Genomic DNA, 17,552 nt, shown 5'->3' on the forward strand with positions numbered 1-17,552 from the left:
GCCCGTGACCGAGACGGTGTTGGGCACCGAGGAGGCTGAGGTGATGGGCTGACATCCATGAACGACACCGACACCATCGCCCTGGTCACGGGCGCGAACAAGGGAATCGGCCTTGAGGTCGCCAGGCGGCTCGGCGAGCTCGGCATGACCGTGCTGCTCGGGGCGCGCGACCCGGGGCGCGGGGACGAGGCGGTCGCCAAGCTCCGGACGGAGGGGCTGGAGGTCCACCCGCTGACGATCGACGTCACCGGTGAGGAGAGCGTGCGGGCGGCGGCGGAACAGGTGGGGGAGCGGTTCGGCCGCCTCGACGTGCTCGTCAACAACGCCGGCATCTCGGGCGGCACGCGCCAGACACCCGGCTCGGTCGACCTCGGCGTCGTGCGCGCGGTGTTCGAGACCAATGTGTTCGGCGTCATCCGGGTGACCGACGCGATGCTGCCGCTGCTGCGGCGGTCCCCGGCCGGGCGGATCGTCAACGTGTCCAGCGGCACGGCGTCGATGACGCACATGACCGACCCCGGCCACTACTTCTCCCGCAGGCCGGGCGTCGCGGGCTACCCGCCGTCGAAGGCCGCGCTGAACCTGCTCACGATCCAGTACGCCAAGGAGCTGAGGCCGCTCGGCATCCTGGTCAACGCCATCGCCCCCGGGCCGTGCGACACCGACTTCGCCAGGGACCTCGGCATGTCCCTGCCGCGTACGGCGGCGCAGGGCGCGGCGGTCGCGGTCAGGCTCGCGACGCTCGGCGCCGAAGGACCGTCGGGCGGGTTCTTCGACGAGGAAGGACCGGTGCCCTGGTGACCGTCACCCTGGTGACCGTGCTCGCCTAGAGCGGGATGACCACCGTGTCGTCGTCCTTGTCGTTCTTCTTCGGCGGCCTGGTCTCCTCGACCGGGGTGGGCGTCGTCGGCTGCTGCCGGCTGGTGGGCGTCGAGCACAGTTGCGTGCAGGGCGGGGTGGCGCCCATCCGCTTGCGCAGCGTGAGCATCTCCTTGCGCGGGGAGACCGTGCGGTTGCCGTCGTCCCAGGCGTCCAGGTAGGGCCACGGCGGCACGATGCCACGGCGGACCCACCAATACTGGGGCTCGACCGGCCAGGAGATGGCGAAGTAGAGGTTGCTCGCGGTGTCGCGGGCGTTGCCCGTGTTGCCCACCCGGCCGAGCAACTGCCCGGCCTTGACCTTGGTGCCGGGCGTGACGTCCTCCTCGACGGAGTCGAGGTGGCCGCCGAGGTACAGCACGCCGTCCTCGCCCTTGACCGTGACGAACCGGCCCTCCCGGTCGGGGCCGCGGTCGGTCGAGGGCGTCCAGAGGTTCCGGAGGTTGACCTCCTGGACCACCCCGTCGACCGGCGAGACGAACGCGCATCCCTTGGCGGCCCAGATGGTGGTCTTGGGGAGCACGAGCAGTTTGCGGGAGTACGACACCTTGCAGCCCTTGACGGGGAAGGCGTACGTGTAGGGGGACATCTTCGGCGGCGGCACCAGCACCGGCTCGTCCCCGGGTGGGGGCGCGAGGGGGCCGGGCTCGGAGTCGACGGTCGCGGCCGTGATGCCGTTTCCCTGCGGCGGCGTGGGCGGCAGCGTGCTCACTCCCGCGACCCCGGCGGGCGCGCCGCAGGACGCCGCGACGAACGCGGCGCCGACGAGGGCGGCCATTCTCCCCGAACGCATGATCTCCACCTGGTCGACGTTACCGAACCTTTCCTTTGTAACGGACCTAGCCGTACATCACGACCTGTTCCGGAAAGTCGTGACATGTCCGTCCTCGACGTGGGCGGAGGGACGCCCGGGCTGTCGGGGGCAGGCTCTAGACTCGCCAGCGTGGCAGGGCGAAGCGGTCGGATCAGTGACGAGGACATCGCGCTCGTGCGGGAGCGCTCGCCGATCGCCGACGTCGTCGGCGAGCACATCCAGCTCCGCAACGCGGGCGGGGGCAACCTGAAGGGGCTGTGCCCGTTCCACGAGGAGAAGTCGCCCTCCTTCAACGTCACCCCGGCCAGGGGCTACTACTACTGCTTCGGCTGCGCCGAGGGCGGCGACGTCATCACGTTCGTCCGCAAGATCGAGAACCTGACGTTCGCCGAGGCGGTCGAGCGGCTCGCGCAGCGCGCCGGAGTCCAGCTCCGCTACGAGCAGGGCGGCTACGTGCCGGGGCGCGAGCAGGGCGAGCGGCTGCGGCTGATCGAGGCGCACCGCGCCGCCGCGGAGTTCTACGCGGAGCGGCTGTCCGCCCCGGACGCGGCGCCCGGGCGGCGCTTCCTGTCCGAGCGCGGCTTCGAGCGGGCCGACGCCGAGCACTTCGGGGTCGGCTACGCGCCGGACGAGTGGGAGGCGCTGGCGCGGCACCTGATGGCCCGCGGGTTCACCGCGCAGGAGCTGATAAAGGGCGGCCTGGCCCGCGAGGGCAGGCGCGGCCCGGTCGACCGGTTCCGCGGCCGCCTCGTCTGGCCGATCCGCGACATCACCGGCGACGTCATCGGGTTCGGCGCGCGCAAACTGCTCGACTCCGACGACGGCCCCAAATACCTGAACACCCCCGAGAGCCCGATCTACCACAAGAGCTCGGTGCTGTACGGCGTGGACCTCGCCAAGCGGGAGATCGCCAAGCGGTCCCAGGCCGTGATCGTCGAGGGCTACACCGACGTCATGGCCTGCCATCTGGCCGGCGTGCCGACCGCGGTGGCCACCTGCGGCACCTCGTTCGGCGAGGAGCACATCAAGGTCCTGCGCCGGCTGCTGCTCGACCAGGCGGAGTTCCGGAGCGAGGTGATCTTCACCTTCGACGGCGACTCCGCGGGGCAGAAGGCCGCCCTGCGGGCGTTCCAGGACGAGCAGAAGTTCGTCACGCAGACCTTCGTCGCCGTGCAGCCCGAGGGCCTCGACCCCTGCGACCTTCGGGTCAAGCAGGGCGACGCGGCCGTGCGCGACCTGATCGCCAGCCGCGAGCCGCTGTTCGCCTTCGCGATCCGCAGCACGCTGTCCCGCTACGACCTCAACACCAACGAGGGCCGTCTGGCCGCGCTCGACGCCGCCGCGCCGATCGTGGCCTCGATCAAGGACCCGGGGCTGCGCAAGACCTACGTGGTGGACCTCGACCGCTGGCTGGGCTTCATCGACGAGGGCTTCGTCATCCAGCGCGTCCAGCAGGTCGTGGGGCGGACGCAGGACGGCGGGCACGCTCCCGGGCGCCGGCAGCAGGGCCGCGCGGCGGCGGCGCCTCCGCGGCCCGCGCCCGCGCGGCAGGAGCCGATCGATCCCGCCGTCCGCCTGGAGGCGGAGGCGCTCAAGCTCGCCGTGCAGCGGCCCGCGCTGCTCGGTCCGGAGTTCGACGCGCTCGGCGCGGCGACGTTCACCCTGCCCGAGCACGTCGCCCTCTACGAGCTCGTCATGGCGGCGGGGGGCACCGCCGCGGGAGGGCCGGGCGGGCGTGAGTGGGTCGACCGGCTGCTTGAGCAGGCCGGCGAGGGGACGCAGGGCGGGACGGGCCTCGACCTGAAGTCGCTCGTCACCCGGTTCGCGGTCGAGGCCGTGCGCGCCGACGTCAACGTGGAGGAGCGGTATGGCGCGGCCGTCCTGGCCAAGATCCAGGAGATCGCGGTGGGCCGGGCCGTCGCCCAGGTGAAGTCGCGGCTGCAGCGCCTCAACCCGGTTGAGGAGCAGCAGGAGTACAACCGGCTGTTCGGCGAACTCGTGGCGCTGGAACAGCAGCGGCGGGTGTTGCGAGAACGCGCGAGTGGGGCCTGAATAAACGTCCCTTTCCAGTTCTCACAGCGGCCAAACGTATTGTTTGATCTCGATTCGGTATTGACTTCCGCCTTACCTTGGGTGACAAAAATAGGCCTGCCATTCAGTGGTGCCTTTACTGCACACTGTGTTGCGTGGGTGCATCGGTGCTGCCAAGCAGGCCGCCATCGGTAGACCAGGTGGCGGACCTCGTCGCGAAGGGAAGGGAACGCGGGAGCGTCACGGTTGACGACGTGGCCGCCGCGCTCGACCGATCCGAGTTGCCCGCCGACGCGCTGGAACGCGTCGTGCGGATGCTCGCCGAGAACGGAGTTGAGGTCCTCGAGCCGCAAGGCGACGAGGAACCCGGCAAGCCGGACGAGGAGGATATCGGCAAACGCGCTCCGACCAGCGACCTGGTCAGGATCTACCTCCGGGAGATCGGCAGGGTTCCGCTCCTCACCGCCGAAGAGGAGGTGGAACTGGCCAAGGCCATCGAAGCGGGCCTGTTCGCGGAGGACAAGCTGTGCGAGAGCCACGCCGCCAGGTTCGCCCAGCCGGAGCTGGAGGACCTCGTCTGGGAGGGCGTCCGCGCCAAGCAGCGGCTCATCGAGGCCAACCTCAGGCTCGTGGTCTCCATCGCCAAGCGCTATGTGGGCCGCGGAATGCTGTTCCTGGATCTCATTCAGGAGGGCAATCTCGGACTGATCCGCGCGGTCGAGAAATTCGACTACACCAAGGGATACAAGTTCTCGACGTACGCGACATGGTGGATTCGCCAGGCGATCACCCGGGCGATCGCGGACCAGGCGAGAACGATCAGGATTCCCGTGCACATGGTCGAGACGATCAATAAATTGGTCCGGGTGCAGCGGCAGCTTCACCAGGATCTCGGCCGGGAGCCCGCCCCCGAGGAGATCGCCGCCGAGATGGACCTGCCCATCGACCGCGTGATCGAGATCCAGCGCATCGCGCAGGAGCCGGTCTCGCTCCAGGCGCCGATCGGCGAGGAGGACTCCGACCTCGGCGACTTCATCGAGGACGCCGACGCGGTGGTGCCGATGGAGGCCGCGGCCTTCATCATGCTGCAGGACCAGCTCGACGACATCCTGGCCACGCTGTCGGAGCGCGAGCAGCGGATCATCCAGCTCAGGTTCGGCCTCTCCGACGGGCACCCCCGCACGCTGGAGGAGGTCGGCAGGGAGTTCGGCGTGACGCGCGAGCGCATCCGCCAGATCGAGTCGAAGACGCTGGCCAAGCTGCGCCACCCCACCCGGGCCCAGACGCTCCGGGACTACCTGGACTGACCTCCCCTTTCCCCTGACGCGGACGAGCGCCTCCCACTCCCGGGAGGCGCTCGTCCGCGTCTGCGGGCCTCCCGGTGTGTCCCGGTGTGTCCCGGTGCGTCCAGGTGCGCCGCCCGGGTCCCACGGCTCCGTATGACGGGGAGGACCGGGCCGCCGGATAGCCTCGGGGGTGTAACGGTCGTCGTACGCTGGCGGTGCCTCTTGACTCCTCCCAAGCCCTCGTTGTCCCGCCTGTTCGGCTCCCGGCTTCCCCGGGAGGTCCGGACGGCTCTCGCGCTGGAGAGCGGCGAGCGGCCGATCAGCCACGCGCCGGCGCCGGACGGCGGCCACGTCGTCGCCACCACCCGTGCGCTGCACCTGCCGGACGGGCCGCGCCTGCCCTGGCACCTGATGGACAAGGCGGTGTGGGACGAGGAGGGCGTGACGGTCACGATGACGGACGGATCCGTCCACCGGGCTCTCCTGCCCGAGCCGGGCAGGCTGCCGGAGACCATCCGCGAGCGGGTGACGTCGACCATCGTCGCGAGCCGTCACGTGGCCATCGACGGACGTGGGGGAGTGCGCCTCGTCGCCCGCCGGATCCCCGGCTACGACACCCCGCGCTGGGAGTTCATCTTCGACCCCGGCCTCGACGCGAAGGACCCGGGGCTGCGCGCGCACGCCGAGCAGGCGCTCGAGGAGGTGCGGCGCAGCCTCGGCGTGTGAGGCCGGCGAGCCCGGGCCCTGGCCGGAACCGTGACGACGGCTCCGTTCCGGTCCGGCCGCTGTGCGGGGGCGTCATGTGTGGTTGAGCTCCGCGACGCGCGGGACGCCGCCGTCCGTCCGGCGCCGCTGGCACAGCAGGAGGTAGACGATCCCCGCCGCCGCGGCCGAGGCGGCGGCCAGCAGCACGGTGACCCCCCACGGGCTGTGGAGCAGCGCGGACGGCGCCTGCTGGGCCAGCACGAACCCACCCATGACGAGGACGAACCAGCCGAATCCCCTGCGCAGGCGGTCGGCGTCGACGCGCCCGGCGAGCAGGCCCCCGGCGAGACCGCCGGCGACCGCCATCGCCGTGACGGGCAGGGCCATCGACCAGTCGACATCGACGGCCTGCAGGTAGCCGGCGAGCCCGGCGAACGACTTCATCGCGATCACCACCAGCGACGTGGCGACGGCCGTGCCCATCGGGATGCCGCCGAGCAGCACCAGCGCGGGGACGACGAGGAACCCGCCGCCGGCCCCGACCAGTCCGGTGACGAGGCCGACGACGACGCCTTCGGCGACGGCGTGCGGGATCGGCACGTCCCTGTGGGCCGCCGCGGGCCTGGACGACCCGCGGCCGCAGATCATGGCGACGGCGGTGGCCGCCATCATCAGCGCGAATCCTGCCAGCAGCGCCGCCGTGGGCAGGCGCGGCCCGAGCAGGCCACCGCCGTACGCGCCGGCCATCCCGGCCAGGCCGAAGATCAGGCCGGTCCGCCACCGGATGCGGCCGGCGCGTGCGTGGCCGACGGCGCCGACCACGCTGGTCACGCCGACGACGAACAGGGACATGGCGATCGCGGACGCGGCCGGGACGCCCGCGACGTAGACGAGCAGAGGGACGGTGAGGATCGATCCTCCGCCGCCGAACAGGCCCAGGGTCAGCCCGACGACGACGGCGCCGGCAAGGGTGAGAGCGGTCATGGCGTCGCCTCGATCCGTCAGGCCGCGCTGCGACCGGGGCGGCGGATACAGGCGAGGGCGGCGTCCACGTCCGCGCCCGCGCCGCGGTTGTACGGCAGGCGGGCGAGCAGCATGCCCATGGCGCAGGTGTCGGTCAGCCCGGCGAAGACCAGGCCCGCGCCGACGAACGCGCCGACGAAGCGGGCCCCGGGCAGCCACAGATCGGCCACGATCGAGGCGAGCACGATGCCGCCCGCGACCAGACGGACCTGGCGTTCCAAGCTCCACCGCTGCCTGCCGCGCACCACGGGGGCGCCGGAGGAGATCCAGGCGTTCATCCCACCGGCGAGCACGGCGACATCGCTCAGGCCCGCGTCGCTGAGCTTCTTGTGCGCCTGGGCCGCCCGGCCACCGGACTGGCAGATGAGCAGCAACCGTCCGCCGGCGTCGGCGACGATCCGCCGCAGATGGGCGTCGACCTGGTCGAGCGGCAGGTTGATCGCGCCGCCGATGTGCGCGGTCTCGAACTCGGCGGGGGTCCGCACGTCCACGACCAGCACGTCCGGGTTGGCGGCGATCAGCGCGCGGGCCGTCGCGGTGTCGATGTTCGCGGAATCGGTGTTCATGGCTTCTTCCTCGTGGTTCTTGTCGTTGTCGCAGGTGGGAGTCAGGCGGCGTGGCGGGCCGAGAGCGTGGCGACCACGTCGGGCACGCCGGCGCCGTCGAGCGCGACCGGTGCGTATCCCAAGGTCGTGAGGAGCGTGGCGGCGATGGCCGCGCGCCGGCCCGATCCGCAGGCCACGAGCACCGGACGGTCCCGGTCCAGCTCGGCGGGGACGCCCTCGGTCACCAGGTCGGGGAGGAAGCGCTCGACCGCTCCCTCCAAGCGCAAGGCCCGGCGCTCGTTCGGCATGCGCACGTCCAGCACCTGGGCGCCGGGCTGGGCCGTCCGCGCCGTGAAGGCCGCGAGGTCCAGCCGCTCGAACGTCGTGGTCGCGGCCGTGCCGAGGTCGCGCACGACGCCGCGCACGGTGTCGATGCCGATCCGCGCCAGCTGGGTCACCGCCTCGGCCACGTCCTGGCCGGGGTCGGCCACGAGCACGACCGGCGACCCGTACGGCAGCAGCCACCCGGCCCAGCTGCCGAAGTCCGCGCCCAGCTCGATGCCGACCGACCCGGGCAGGAAGCCGCCGGCCTGCGTCGCGCGGGGCCGGATGTCGACCACCCGCGCGTCCGCCGGCAGGTCGGTGACGGCCAGTTCGGGAGGCGTGGTCGAGGGCATCGGCGGCACGCCGAGCGTGTTGGCGGGGCCCATGTGCCGGTAGAAGGCCGGGATCGGCATGGGCGCGGCGAGCAGTTCGTCGGCCAGACCTTCGGCGTCCTCGACGGCGAGCAGCGGGTTGGACCTGATCTCCGCGCCGATCGTCGAGGTGTAGCGGCCGGCCCCGCTCGCGCTGCAGAACGACCCCTCGCCGTGGGTGGGGAACAGCCCGACCTCGGGCGGCAGCGCCGCCAGCCGGCGCAGCGAGCCGTGCTGGAGCCGGGCCAGGGTGCGTGCCCTGGCCGGGCCGAGCAGGTCGGGCCGGCCCGCCGAGGCCACCAGGAGGCTGCCGCCGGAGAACACCGCGACCGGCTCGCCCTCGATGAGCACCAGATAGCTGGTGTGCTCGGGAGTGTGCCCCGGGGTGTGGATCGGCCGCAGGGACAGGCCGCCGCCGCCCTCGATGTCCTCCAGGTGGAAGGCCGGGGTGTGCGGGTAGGCGGGCGCGGCAGCGGCCGGCAGGACCAGCTCGGCTCCGGTCCGCAGAGCCGCCTGCTCGCCGCCGGACACGTAGTCGTTGTGCAGGTGGGTCTCCAGCACGAACCGCAGCTCCACGTCGCGCTCGGCCGCCGCCCGCAGGAACCTGTCGATGTCGCGCTGCGGGTCGACGAGCACTCCCTTGCCCGCGTGGGTCAGCAGGTAGGTCTGGTCACCGAGACCCGGAGTGCGGAAGGACACGATTTCCATAGGTGACACCTCACTTCTGTATACCCCTGGGGGTATATGACGAGCCTGGAAAAGCCGAGGCGGGCCACTCGGGCACGCCTCGTTTGTGCGGGATTTGGGCTACTTCGGGCGCATACCCCGGGGGGTATGTACCGGACGTACGGAAGGGGCGAAGGGTCGCGTGTGGCGGGTCCGCCGGTGGAGCCGGGTCGGTGCCGACGAATCAAACCCTGCCATGTGTGGCCCAGGCGGAGCCTCGCCGCGTCGTCGCCGATGGCGCTGTCATCGGCTTGTTCTCCGCCTTGCGACGCACCGGCGTGGAGCCGCCCTCGCGACGGGCGGCGTCCGCCGGGCGCGCACTAGGCGAGGGCCAGGAACAGCTTCTCGAGCTCGGCCACGCTCATCGGAGCCTCCTCGCCCCGCTCCTGCGCGGCGTGGCAGTGCCGCAGGCCGCTGGCCACGAGCTTGAATCCGGCCCGGTCGATCGCCTTGGAGACCGCGGCCAGCTGGGTCAGCACCTTGGTGCAGTCCTCGCCCGCCTCGATCATCGCGATCACTCCGGCGAGCTGGCCGTGTGCCCGCCGCAACCGCGTCACCGCGTCGCCGACCATCGCCTCGTTCATCTGCATGTCCCATTTATACCCCCGGGGGTACCTGACGTGCAAATAAAGCAGCGACCCCCGGCGTCGAGCCGGGGGCCGCTACCTGCTTCTCCGGGCCGTCCGGCCGGCGGTCGAGGCGTGATCAGCCGGGGGATCGGCTCAGGGGATCTGGTCGGCGCCGCTGGGCCAGCCGGTGGCCGTGCCGACCCTGTCGGTTCTGTCGGACTCCCAGCTCTCCGTCTTCTTCAGGAACGGCACCCGGTCGCCAGCGAGGTCCTTGGCCTTGCCCGCCACCTTCGAGGCCTGGGCGCCGACCAGCCCCGCCGCCTCCTGGACAGTGGGGCTGTCCGCGAACCGCTGCGCGAAGCGCTTGATCTGCTCGTAGCGCTCACGCCCCGCCCGCGTGCCGAGGACGTAGCCGACGGCCAGCCCGGTGGCGAACATCGCCTTGTATCGCATCTTCCACCTCCGCGCTCGTGTTCCTCGCCCCCCTACCCTGAGAGCCTGTCTCTATCCAACAGCAGCCGTCCAGACCCCGCCCGGGCGGGCTTCCTGGCCGCCCGGGTGCTCTTTGCCATTTGCCGATCAAGACCCGGCGACGCGCGGACGGAATCGATGTGACAGGGACCCCCCGGAGTGCGCTAATCTAGTTCCGCGCCGCAAGGAAAGCCGAAGGGCCGGAACGAGCGGAGCAGAGCACGATCCCGTGTAGCTCAATCGGCAGAGCAGCCGGCTGTTAACCGGCAGGTTATAGGTTCGAGTCCTATCGCGGGAGCTCATCACTCCGGAGGCCGGTGATCCCAGATCACCGGCCTCGGTCGTTTCCCGGGCACGCACGGTTGTTTTCGGGCACGCGCGTTTCTGGCGCCGCGGTTTGTTTTCCGGGCTCTCATGGTCGGCCCCTCGCGTCCACGGCGCGGCGGCCGTACAGCGAGTGCCCCCGGGTGGCCGGGGGCGGGGCTCACCGGACGTCACCCGCTCGCCCGCTCAGTCACCTGAGACCTCGCGGGCGAGCGGTCTTCCGGGCATTCCGGCCGCGCGGTCTTCCGGCGTCGTTCCCCGAGATCACCGGAGCCGTGCGCTCCGCGGTGGACAGTGGGGGTGGGGCGTCATGGCAGGAGTTCGGGCTCGTGCGCCTCGACGAGGTCCCTCGGCGCGGTGAGCAGCCACGCCTCGGTGACGAGTTCGAAGAGCTCGTCCGCTTCGATCTTGTCGAGCTTCACGACGACCCAGCCGAAGCGGCCCGCGGTGAACTGCACCTCGAAGACCTCGGGGCGCTCGGACACCAGCGCGATCTGTTCCTCGATCGGCTGTTTGAGCCCGACGGTCCGGGTCTTCTCCCACATATATCCGAAGCCCTTGCCGTCCACCTTCAGCGAGACCCACTCGCCGCCGAAGCTCTGCTCGACCTCGGGCAGCCTGGCCAGCAAGGTCAGGAACTCATCCACGCTCACGCCCATGACTCACCTTCTACCAGCCGCCTCCGACAATTCGCGTCACCAGTCCTCCTGCGTCCCACCCCGAAGTCGACCGGATCATGGTCCGCCTGCTACCCGGGCCCGGCGTGCGCGTCCACGACCCGTGCTCCGGCCGACACCTGGAAGGCATCGGCCGGGAGTGTCGATCCCATGCGGCCGTACGAGCCGGGGCGCACCTCCTTCGCCGAGGTGATCCGCCGAAGACGAGGACTACACCGCCGTGGAAAACCGATTGAACCCTCCTCGCGCGTCCGCCTAGGGTGACCGCGACCCCGTCGTAGTGAGGACAGAGGACACAAGCGCGTGACGCCGCCCGCTCTTCAGACCTGACATCTTCTTCCGCTCACCTTCACGCCGGCCCACGCGCCGGCTCTTCCGGGCTGCCCGTGCGCGCCCGGTCATGTGGCGTCTGAGGCCGCGCGCGATCGGCCTCGTGTCAGGTCTAGAGAGATCATGTCTTCACAACCTCATACTGTGCTGCCCTGGGTCGTCCGCCGGATCGGATTGCCCCTGTTGTCCCTGCGGTGCCCCGACTGCCGGTCGGAGTCGGCCACCACCGGCGAGGGCAGGTTCCGGGTCAACGCCAACGGCAAGCTGCTGGACGTGTGGCTGCTGGTCTGCTGCGTGTCCTGCGGCCGTACGAGCAAGCTCACCGTGCACGAACGGGCGCCGGTCAGAACCTTCGATCCCGCCGAGCTCGACGGCTACCTCGCCAACGATCCGGAGCTGGTGGCGTCCGTGCTGCTGGATCCGCTGCTCGCCCGGCGCAACCGGTTCACCCTGGACTGGACGGGGGCCTGGCGGCTGGACATCCCGCCGGAGTCCCTCGACGGGGCGTGGCCGGTCCGGGTGGAGGTCGTCTTCGAGGATCCCGTGCCCGTGCGCCCCGAGCGGCTCATCGCGCGGGGGCTCGGCCTCAGCAGGGGCGAGGTGCTGCGCCGGATCAAATGCGACGTCCCGCTGCGCCGTACGACGAGTGCCGGGTTCACCTTCATCGTGATGCCGGCGGACTGACGGGGGCGCGGCCGCGGCGTGATCCCCTGACGCGTCCGGGCTGGCCACGTCTCGCCCCGGGGGTGGGTCCAGGTTGTCCTGATCCGCCCCCGGTGGGCCCCCCGTACGCGCGGCGCCGGAGATCCACGGGTCGCCGGTGTGTGGATTTGGCGGACAAATCCAGGGACTTCGCGGAAAATGTGGAGCGCTGCGGCCGTACCGGTCGCGGCTGCCGCGGATCACGGACGGCGCAGTGGGGTGAGGGCCACTGCGGGAGGGTGTCGCCGCCGGCCCGGAACCGGCGCGGGGCGCCCGTGAGCGCGAAGTGTGTGGCGGTCGTGCTGACTTGGCGTAAATCGAGGAAGACCCCCGAGCCCGTACGGGACCGCGGGGAGGAGGTCGACAGGCGGGAGGCGGAGGACTTCGTCCGGCTCCACCACGCGGAGAACCCGGCGGCGGGCCCGGTGGAGCAGCGGCTCCGGGAGGTCTTCGCGGAGATCGAGCAGACGGGGACGTACACGCACACCACGGGCGAACTGACGTTCGGCGCGCGGGTGGCGTGGCGCAACAGCAACAGGTGCATCGGACGCCTCTACTGGCGGTCGCTGCAGGTCCGTGACCGGCGGCACGTGGACACCGCCGACGGCGTGGCCGAGGAGTGCGTCGAGCACCTCAGGGCGGCCACAGGAGGGGGCAGGATTCGCCCCACCATCACGGTGTGCGCTCCCGACCGGGCGGGGGAGCGGGCGCCCCGCATCCTGAACGACCAGCTCATCCGGTATGCCGGGTATGTCCGCGAGGACGGCACCGTCCTCGGCGACCCGGCCAACGCCGATATCACCAAGCGCGCCCTGCGCATGGGCTGGCGCGGGGACGGCACGAGGTTCGACGTCCTGCCGCTGATCGTGGAGGCCAAGGGCGCCCTGGTCCTGCGGGAGGTGCCGCGCGACGCGGTTTTGGAGGTGCCGCTCAGGCACCCGGCCTTCCCGTGGTTCGCCGACCTGGGACTCCGATGGCACGCCGTCCCGGCGATCTCGAACATGTCGCTGGAGATAGGCGGAGTCGTCTACCCGTGCGCGCCGTTCAACGGCTGGTACATGGGCACCGAGATCGGCGCGCGCAACCTCGCCGACCGGGACCGCTACGACCAGCTCGCGGTGGTGGCCGAGCGGCTCGGCCTCGACACCTCCCACGAACGGACGCTCTGGCGCGACCAGGCGCTGGTGGAGCTCAACGTCGCCGTGCTGCACTCCTTCGCGGAGGACGGCGTCACGGTCACCGACCACCACACGGAGGCACGGCGGTTCCTTACCCATCTGGAGCGGGAGGAACGAAGCGGGCGCGTCTGTCCCGCGGACTGGTCCTGGATCGTGCCGCCCCTGTCCGGCGCCGCGACGCCCGTCTTCCACCGCTACTACGAGGACGTACGGCTCACGCCCGCCTACGTGCACCGCCCTCCATTGGTGTAGAACTTAATTCGGGTGAAGGAGGGTGTTGCGATGGTGGTGCTGTCCGAGGACGACGGCGGTGTGCGGATCCTGACGTTCAACCGGCCCGAAAGGCTGAACGCCTGGACCGCCGAGATGGGACGGCGCTACTTCGACCTGCTGGAGGAGGCCGACCACGACCCGTCCGTACGGGCGGTCGTGGTGACCGGCGCGGGCAAGGGCTTCTGCGCCGGGGCCGACTTCGCGGACCTGACGGCACTGCACGCGGGCACCTACTCCGACAAGCAGGACCCCCGGCCCAACACCTTCCCCACCACCCTGCGGACGCCCGTCGTCGCCGCGGTCAACGGCGCCTGCGCCGGGCTCGGGATGGTCCACGCGCTCGTGTGCGACGTCGTCCTCACCGCCGACGACGCCAAGTGGACGACCGCGTTCTCCCGGCGTGGCCTCATCGCCGAGTACGGCCTCGGCTGGATCCTGCCCCGGCTGGCCGGCCAGGCGCGGGCGACTGACCTGCTGCTGTCCGGCCGGGTCTTCACCGGCGCGGAGGCGTGCGCGATTGGCCTTGCCGTACGCGCGGTGCCGGGGGAGCGGCTGCTCGCCGAGGCCGTCGCGTACGCGAAGGAACTGGCCACCCAGTGCTCGCCCGCCTCCATGGCCGTGATCAAGCGGCAGATCTGGGGCGGCTGGCAGACAGGGCTCGACGAGGCCAGGGACGAGGCCGTACGCCTGATGATGGAGTCGTTCCAGCGGCCGGACTTCGCCGAGGGAGTGGCGAGCTTCCTCGAACGCCGGCCGCCGGAGTTCCCGCCTCTGGGGTAGGACTCGGCGGACTTCCAGCGGACTTCTAGCGGACTTCTAACGGACGCGGTGCGCGCCCGCGGCGGGGGTGGCGAGCAGGAACGCCGGTGCGGCCCAGCCGCGCTCGGCGTAGGCCTGCTCCACGGTGGCGCGGACCTGGTCCACCCGGTCGTCGGCGACGAGCGCGATGGCCGAACCGCCGAAGCCGCCGCCGGTCATCCGCGCCCCCCGCGCGCCGCCCCGCACCGCGGCCTCGACCGCCACGTCCAGCTCAGGGCACGAGACCTGGTACTGGTCCCGCAGGGACAGGTGCGAGGCGTTCAGCAGGGCGCCGATCTCCGGCACGGCTTTCGCCCGCAGCAGCCCGATGACGGCCTCCACCCGGTGGTTCTCCGTGACGACGTGCTGGGTGCGGGCCCGCTCGTCGCCGCTGAGCCTCGACAGGGCCCCGGCGAGGTCGGTGACGTCCCGCAGCGAGGGGACGCCGAGGCGCTTGGCCGCGTTCTCGCAGTCCTGGCGCCGCCTGGCGTACTGCCCGTCGGCCAGTTCGTGGTGGACGCCGGTGTCGATGACGAGGATCCGCAGGCCGTACGCCGGGAGGTCGAACGGGACGGCGCGGCCGGCCAGCGAGCGGCAGTCGAGGAACAGCGCGTGGCCCTCCTTGCCCAGCGCCGAGGCCGCCTGGTCCATGATCCCGCACGGCATGCCGACGAAGTCGTTCTCGGCCTTCTGGCACAGCCGGGCCAGTTCCATCGGCTCCAGGCCCAGGCCGTACAGGTCGTTCAGGGCGAGCCCGACCGAGACCTCCAGCGCGGCGCTGGACGACAGCCCCGCCCCCTTGGGCACGTCGCCGTCGACCACGATGTCCGCGCCGCGCACCGGGAGCCCGGCGTCGCGCATCACGGCGACGACCCCGGCGGGGTAGCGGGCCCATCCCTCGGCCCGGCCGAGGTCCTCAAGCACCTGCTCCTCGCCGGGCGCCTGGAGGGAGGCGATCCGCACGGTCAGGTCCTCGCGGGGGCTGACGGCGGCCGTCACGCCCCACGGCACGGCGAACGGCAGGACGAAGCCGTCGTTGTAGTCGGTGTGCTCGCCGATGAGGTTGACCCTCCCGGGCGCGTGCCAGACCCCGGCGGGTTCGCCGCCGTACGCCTGCCGGAAAGCGTCAACAACGCGCATAGTCGCACACTCCTCAACATCACAGCCTCTCCGTAGGGTAGCGAGTCAACCGCCGAACCCGTCACCCAAGAGAACCCCCACCCCCCACCCCCGCCGTGATCTTGTAGTTTGTCGCACTCATCCTCGCCGACCTGCGCCGATATGGTTCGTGATCTTGCAGTTTTACTGTGGAAAGGCCCCTGAACTGCCCGTACGCTATCCGTGATCTTGCAGTTGCAAGATCGCGGAGCGCCTATCCCCAGGTCGCAGTGCCTGCAGCCGAGCTTCTGCAAGATCATTTAGGTGCCCGGGCTGGTCATGGGGCTGTGTGCGACAAACTGCAAGATCACGAGGGGTGTACCGCCAGGTCCGCGGGGTGACGTGCAACAAAGTGCAAGATCACGGAGGGTGTACGGCGAGGTCAGCGGGGTTGTGTGCGACAAACTACAAGATCACGGGGGGTTTGGGTGGGGTCCGGCCTGGGGGGTGGGCCGGACCCTGGTCTCACCCTGCGATCTCACACTGCGATCTCACACTGCGATCTCACACTGCGATCTCACATGGCGGGTGTGGTGGCCCGCTCGTTGGGGACGCAGTGCGTCATCTTGAGGCCCGACACGTCGCGCGGGCCGTTCTTGCCGAGGTTGGCCAGGCGCTCCCTGTCCTCTTCCGTCAGGTCCTGGCTCGCCAGCGGCTCCAGGTGCTTGACGTCGTCGGGCGTGATGCCGAGCCCTTCGCCCACGCGCAGCCCGAGGTCGTCCTCGACCAGCAGCAGGTGCCAGACCATCCGCTCCTGGACGGGCCGGACGCACTGCGACAGCATGGTGGTCATGTTCTCCACCAGGTCGTCGCGCTCCCACTGCTCCATGAGCAGGTAGCGCTGGCCTGCCTGCTTGTAGTCGTTGGTCCTCGGGATCCGCTTCCTGGTGAGCCTGCCGACGATCTCCGGGCCCTGCTCGTCGTGCGTCGGGAACTGCCCTTCCCGCAGCCCGCCGGTGATCGACGGCTCGTAGTTGACGTGCGGGTTCTCGCCGGACTGGTCCTGGTGATAGGTCATGAGGCCGTCGCGCTGGTTGGTGCGCACCTCGGCGTTCTTGGCCTGGTTCACCGGGAGCTGCAGGTAGTTCGGCCCGACGCGGTAGCGCTGGGTGTCGCTGTAGGAGAACGTCCTGCCGACGAGCATCTTGTCGTCGGAGAAGTCCAGCCCGTCGACGAGTACGCCGGTGCCGAACGAGATCTGCTCGTTCTCCGCGAAGTTGTTGCCGACGGTCCGGTCGAGGACCATCCGCCCCACCGGCTTGGCCGGGAAGAGCTCCTCGGGCCAGACCTTGGTGTCGTCCAGCGGGTCGAAGTCCAGCTCGGGGTGCTCTTCGTCGCTCATCATCTGGACGAGCAGCTCCCACTCCGGGTGGTCGCCGCGCTGGATGGCCTCGTACAGGTCCTTGGTCGCGTGCCCCAGCTCGTGGGCCTGGATGCGCGCGGCGTCCTCGGCCGTCATGCTCCTGACGCCCTGCTTGGGCATCCAGTGGTACTTCACGAGCATGGTGTCGCCCTGCGCGTTGACCCACTTGTACGTGTTCACCCCGAAGCCCTGCATGTGCCGGTAGTCGGCCGGGATGCCGCGCGGGCTGAACAGGTTGACGAGCATGTGCATGCTCTCCGGCGTCTGCGACATGAAGTCGAAGATCCGGTTCGGCTCCTGCCGGAACGTGACCGGGTCCGGCTTGAGCGCGTGGATCACGTCGGGGAACTTGATGGCGTCGCGGATGAAGAACACGGCGAGGTTGTTCCCGACGAGGTCCCAGTTGCCGTCCTCGGTGTAGAACTTCACGGCGAAGCCGCGCGGGTCGCGGGCGCACTCGGACGAGTCGCGCCCCCCGATCACCGTCGAGAACCGGATGGCCAGGTCGGTGCGCTTGCCGGCCTCCTGGAAGAGCTTCGCCCTGGTGAACCGGGCGATCGGCTCGTCACCCCATTTGCCGTACGCCTCGAAGTAGCCGTACGCGGTCGTGCCGCGCGCGTGGACCACCCGCTCGGGAATGCGTTCCCGGTCGAAGTGGCTGATCTTCTCCAGGAACTGGTAGTTCTCGAGGGTGGCCGGGCCGCGCGCACCGACCGTGCGCTGGTTCTGGTTGTCGTAGACCGGGTGCCCTTGACGGTTGGTCAGCACCGGACGCTCGTCCCCGGGCTCCGGTCCCCTGCTCGACACGTCCGTCATGGGACGGCTCCTCTCGCTATTTGATCTCGTTTGAACTCTTAGTCCACTTCAAGACCTCCCTATCCGGTTTCCGGCGGGGTATGCGTCTCCAGCGCCACGCAGGATCCCGGCGGTGGGCGCGCCGAGACCCCGCCCAGGCCCATGCACAGGAAGCCCAGGCCGCCGCACCGCCGGAACCGCGGCGAGATG

General features: G+C 70.7%; 16 protein-coding genes and 1 tRNA gene. 8 read left to right on the plus strand and 9 right to left on the minus strand.

The features are described 5' to 3' along the window. Positions 1 to 57: 57 nt before the first annotated feature. Positions 58 to 801, plus strand: a complete 744-nt coding sequence (locus HHX31_RS01660; RefSeq protein ID WP_169944363.1) for an SDR family oxidoreductase — start codon at positions 58 to 60, stop codon at positions 799 to 801. A gap of 25 nt (positions 802 to 826) precedes the next feature. On the opposite strand, the gene HHX31_RS01665 is transcribed toward HHX31_RS01660, so the two are convergent. Beyond that, entirely contained in the window at positions 827 to 1,672 is an 846-nt protein-coding gene (locus HHX31_RS01665; protein ID WP_169945510.1) for a M23 family metallopeptidase, read from the minus strand. A 150-nt stretch (positions 1,673 to 1,822) separates the two neighbouring features. Here HHX31_RS01665 and dnaG point away from each other — a divergent pair, with 150 nt between their 5' ends. The 3 genes from dnaG to HHX31_RS01680 all read left to right on the plus strand — a co-directional run bounded on the left by dnaG (position 1,823) and on the right by HHX31_RS01680 (position 5,736). After that, complete coding sequence (gene dnaG / locus HHX31_RS01670) at positions 1,823 to 3,745, plus strand: DNA primase (protein ID WP_311931143.1); 1,923 nt, start codon at positions 1,823 to 1,825, stop codon at positions 3,743 to 3,745. Positions 3,746 to 3,891: 146 nt separating this feature from the next. Then, positions 3,892 to 5,031, plus strand: coding sequence for an RNA polymerase sigma factor RpoD (gene rpoD, locus HHX31_RS01675; protein ID WP_311931567.1), 1,140 nt, complete (start codon positions 3,892 to 3,894; stop codon positions 5,029 to 5,031). Between the two features lie 201 nt (positions 5,032 to 5,232). Next, positions 5,233 to 5,736 carry a hypothetical protein gene (locus HHX31_RS01680; protein ID WP_249345335.1) on the plus strand — a complete coding sequence of 168 codons (504 nt, stop codon included), beginning with the start codon at positions 5,233 to 5,235 and terminating at the stop codon, positions 5,734 to 5,736. A 72-nt stretch (positions 5,737 to 5,808) separates the two neighbouring features. On the opposite strand, the gene HHX31_RS01685 is transcribed toward HHX31_RS01680, so the two are convergent. From HHX31_RS01685 to HHX31_RS34005, 5 genes are all read right to left on the minus strand, one after another. Then, entirely contained in the window at positions 5,809 to 6,699 is an 891-nt protein-coding gene (locus tag HHX31_RS01685) for a sulfite exporter TauE/SafE family protein (protein ID WP_169944368.1), read from the minus strand. Between the two features lie 17 nt (positions 6,700 to 6,716). After that, positions 6,717 to 7,304 (minus strand): rhodanese-like domain-containing protein, encoded by a 588-nt coding sequence (locus HHX31_RS01690; protein WP_169944369.1) that lies wholly within the window; start codon positions 7,302 to 7,304, stop codon positions 6,717 to 6,719. Between the two features lie 41 nt (positions 7,305 to 7,345). After that, entirely contained in the window at positions 7,346 to 8,686 is a 1,341-nt protein-coding gene (locus HHX31_RS01695) for a rhodanese-like domain-containing protein (protein WP_169944370.1), read from the minus strand. A 338-nt stretch (positions 8,687 to 9,024) separates the two neighbouring features. Continuing rightward, complete coding sequence (locus HHX31_RS01700) at positions 9,025 to 9,294, minus strand: metal-sensitive transcriptional regulator (protein ID WP_169944372.1); 270 nt, start codon at positions 9,292 to 9,294, stop codon at positions 9,025 to 9,027. Between the two features lie 132 nt (positions 9,295 to 9,426). Then, entirely contained in the window at positions 9,427 to 9,726 is a 300-nt protein-coding gene (locus HHX31_RS34005; RefSeq protein ID WP_249345337.1) for a YtxH domain-containing protein, read from the minus strand. A 243-nt stretch (positions 9,727 to 9,969) separates the two neighbouring features. On the opposite strand from HHX31_RS34005, the gene HHX31_RS01710 reads away from it, so the two are divergent. Further along, a tRNA-Asn gene (locus HHX31_RS01710) sits at positions 9,970 to 10,042 on the plus strand. 334 nt (positions 10,043 to 10,376) lie between these two features. Here the strand turns inward: HHX31_RS01710 and HHX31_RS01715 are convergent. Continuing rightward, positions 10,377 to 10,727, minus strand: a complete 351-nt coding sequence (locus tag HHX31_RS01715) for an MmcQ/YjbR family DNA-binding protein (protein ID WP_169944373.1) — start codon at positions 10,725 to 10,727, stop codon at positions 10,377 to 10,379. Positions 10,728 to 11,219: 492 nt separating this feature from the next. Here HHX31_RS01715 and HHX31_RS01720 point away from each other — a divergent pair, with 492 nt between their 5' ends. The 3 genes from HHX31_RS01720 to HHX31_RS01730 all read left to right on the plus strand — a co-directional run bounded on the left by HHX31_RS01720 (position 11,220) and on the right by HHX31_RS01730 (position 14,008). Continuing rightward, a complete protein-coding gene (locus tag HHX31_RS01720) occupies positions 11,220 to 11,759 on the plus strand; it encodes a DUF1062 domain-containing protein (RefSeq protein ID WP_311931146.1) in 540 nt (179 codons plus the stop codon). Positions 11,760 to 12,052: 293 nt separating this feature from the next. Further along, positions 12,053 to 13,207: a nitric oxide synthase oxygenase gene (locus HHX31_RS01725; protein ID WP_311931148.1), complete on the plus strand. Its 1,155-nt coding sequence runs from the start codon at positions 12,053 to 12,055 to the stop codon at positions 13,205 to 13,207. A 30-nt stretch (positions 13,208 to 13,237) separates the two neighbouring features. Continuing rightward, entirely contained in the window at positions 13,238 to 14,008 is a 771-nt protein-coding gene (locus HHX31_RS01730) for an enoyl-CoA hydratase-related protein (protein ID WP_169944377.1), read from the plus strand. Between the two features lie 36 nt (positions 14,009 to 14,044). Here the strand turns inward: HHX31_RS01730 and galK are convergent, their stop codons facing one another. Beyond that, positions 14,045 to 15,166, minus strand: a complete 1,122-nt coding sequence (galK, locus tag HHX31_RS01735) for a galactokinase (RefSeq protein WP_169944379.1) — start codon at positions 15,164 to 15,166, stop codon at positions 14,045 to 14,047. Positions 15,167 to 15,701: 535 nt separating this feature from the next. Further along, positions 15,702 to 17,363: a catalase gene (locus HHX31_RS01740; protein ID WP_169944380.1), complete on the minus strand. Its 1,662-nt coding sequence runs from the start codon at positions 17,361 to 17,363 to the stop codon at positions 15,702 to 15,704. Between the last annotated feature and the right edge of the window lie 189 nt (positions 17,364 to 17,552).

The sequence above is a fragment of the Microbispora sp. H11081 genome, from assembly GCF_012999535.1.
Classification (GTDB): domain Bacteria; phylum Actinomycetota; class Actinomycetes; order Streptosporangiales; family Streptosporangiaceae; genus Microbispora.

What these genes read in the sequence shown, in the direction of transcription:
- HHX31_RS01660 (WP_169944363.1), top strand. Translation starts at nt 58, where the DNA reads ATGAACGACACCGACACCATCGCCCTGGTCACGGGCGCGAACAAGGGA.
- HHX31_RS01665 (WP_169945510.1), bottom strand. Translation starts at nt 1,672, where the DNA reads ATGCGTTCGGGGAGAATGGCCGCCCTCGTCGGCGCCGCGTTCGTCGCG.
- HHX31_RS01685 (WP_169944368.1), bottom strand. Translation starts at nt 6,699, where the DNA reads ATGACCGCTCTCACCCTTGCCGGCGCCGTCGTCGTCGGGCTGACCCTG.
- HHX31_RS01690 (WP_169944369.1), bottom strand. Translation starts at nt 7,304, where the DNA reads ATGAACACCGATTCCGCGAACATCGACACCGCGACGGCCCGCGCGCTG.
- HHX31_RS01695 (WP_169944370.1), bottom strand. Translation starts at nt 8,686, where the DNA reads ATGGAAATCGTGTCCTTCCGCACTCCGGGTCTCGGTGACCAGACCTAC.
- HHX31_RS01700 (WP_169944372.1), bottom strand. Translation starts at nt 9,294, where the DNA reads ATGCAGATGAACGAGGCGATGGTCGGCGACGCGGTGACGCGGTTGCGG.
- HHX31_RS34005 (WP_249345337.1), bottom strand. Translation starts at nt 9,726, where the DNA reads ATGCGATACAAGGCGATGTTCGCCACCGGGCTGGCCGTCGGCTACGTC.
- HHX31_RS01715 (WP_169944373.1), bottom strand. Translation starts at nt 10,727, where the DNA reads ATGGGCGTGAGCGTGGATGAGTTCCTGACCTTGCTGGCCAGGCTGCCC.
- HHX31_RS01730 (WP_169944377.1), top strand. Translation starts at nt 13,238, where the DNA reads ATGGTGGTGCTGTCCGAGGACGACGGCGGTGTGCGGATCCTGACGTTC.
- galK (WP_169944379.1), bottom strand. Translation starts at nt 15,166, where the DNA reads ATGCGCGTTGTTGACGCTTTCCGGCAGGCGTACGGCGGCGAACCCGCC.
- HHX31_RS01740 (WP_169944380.1), bottom strand. Translation starts at nt 17,363, where the DNA reads ATGACGGACGTGTCGAGCAGGGGACCGGAGCCCGGGGACGAGCGTCCG.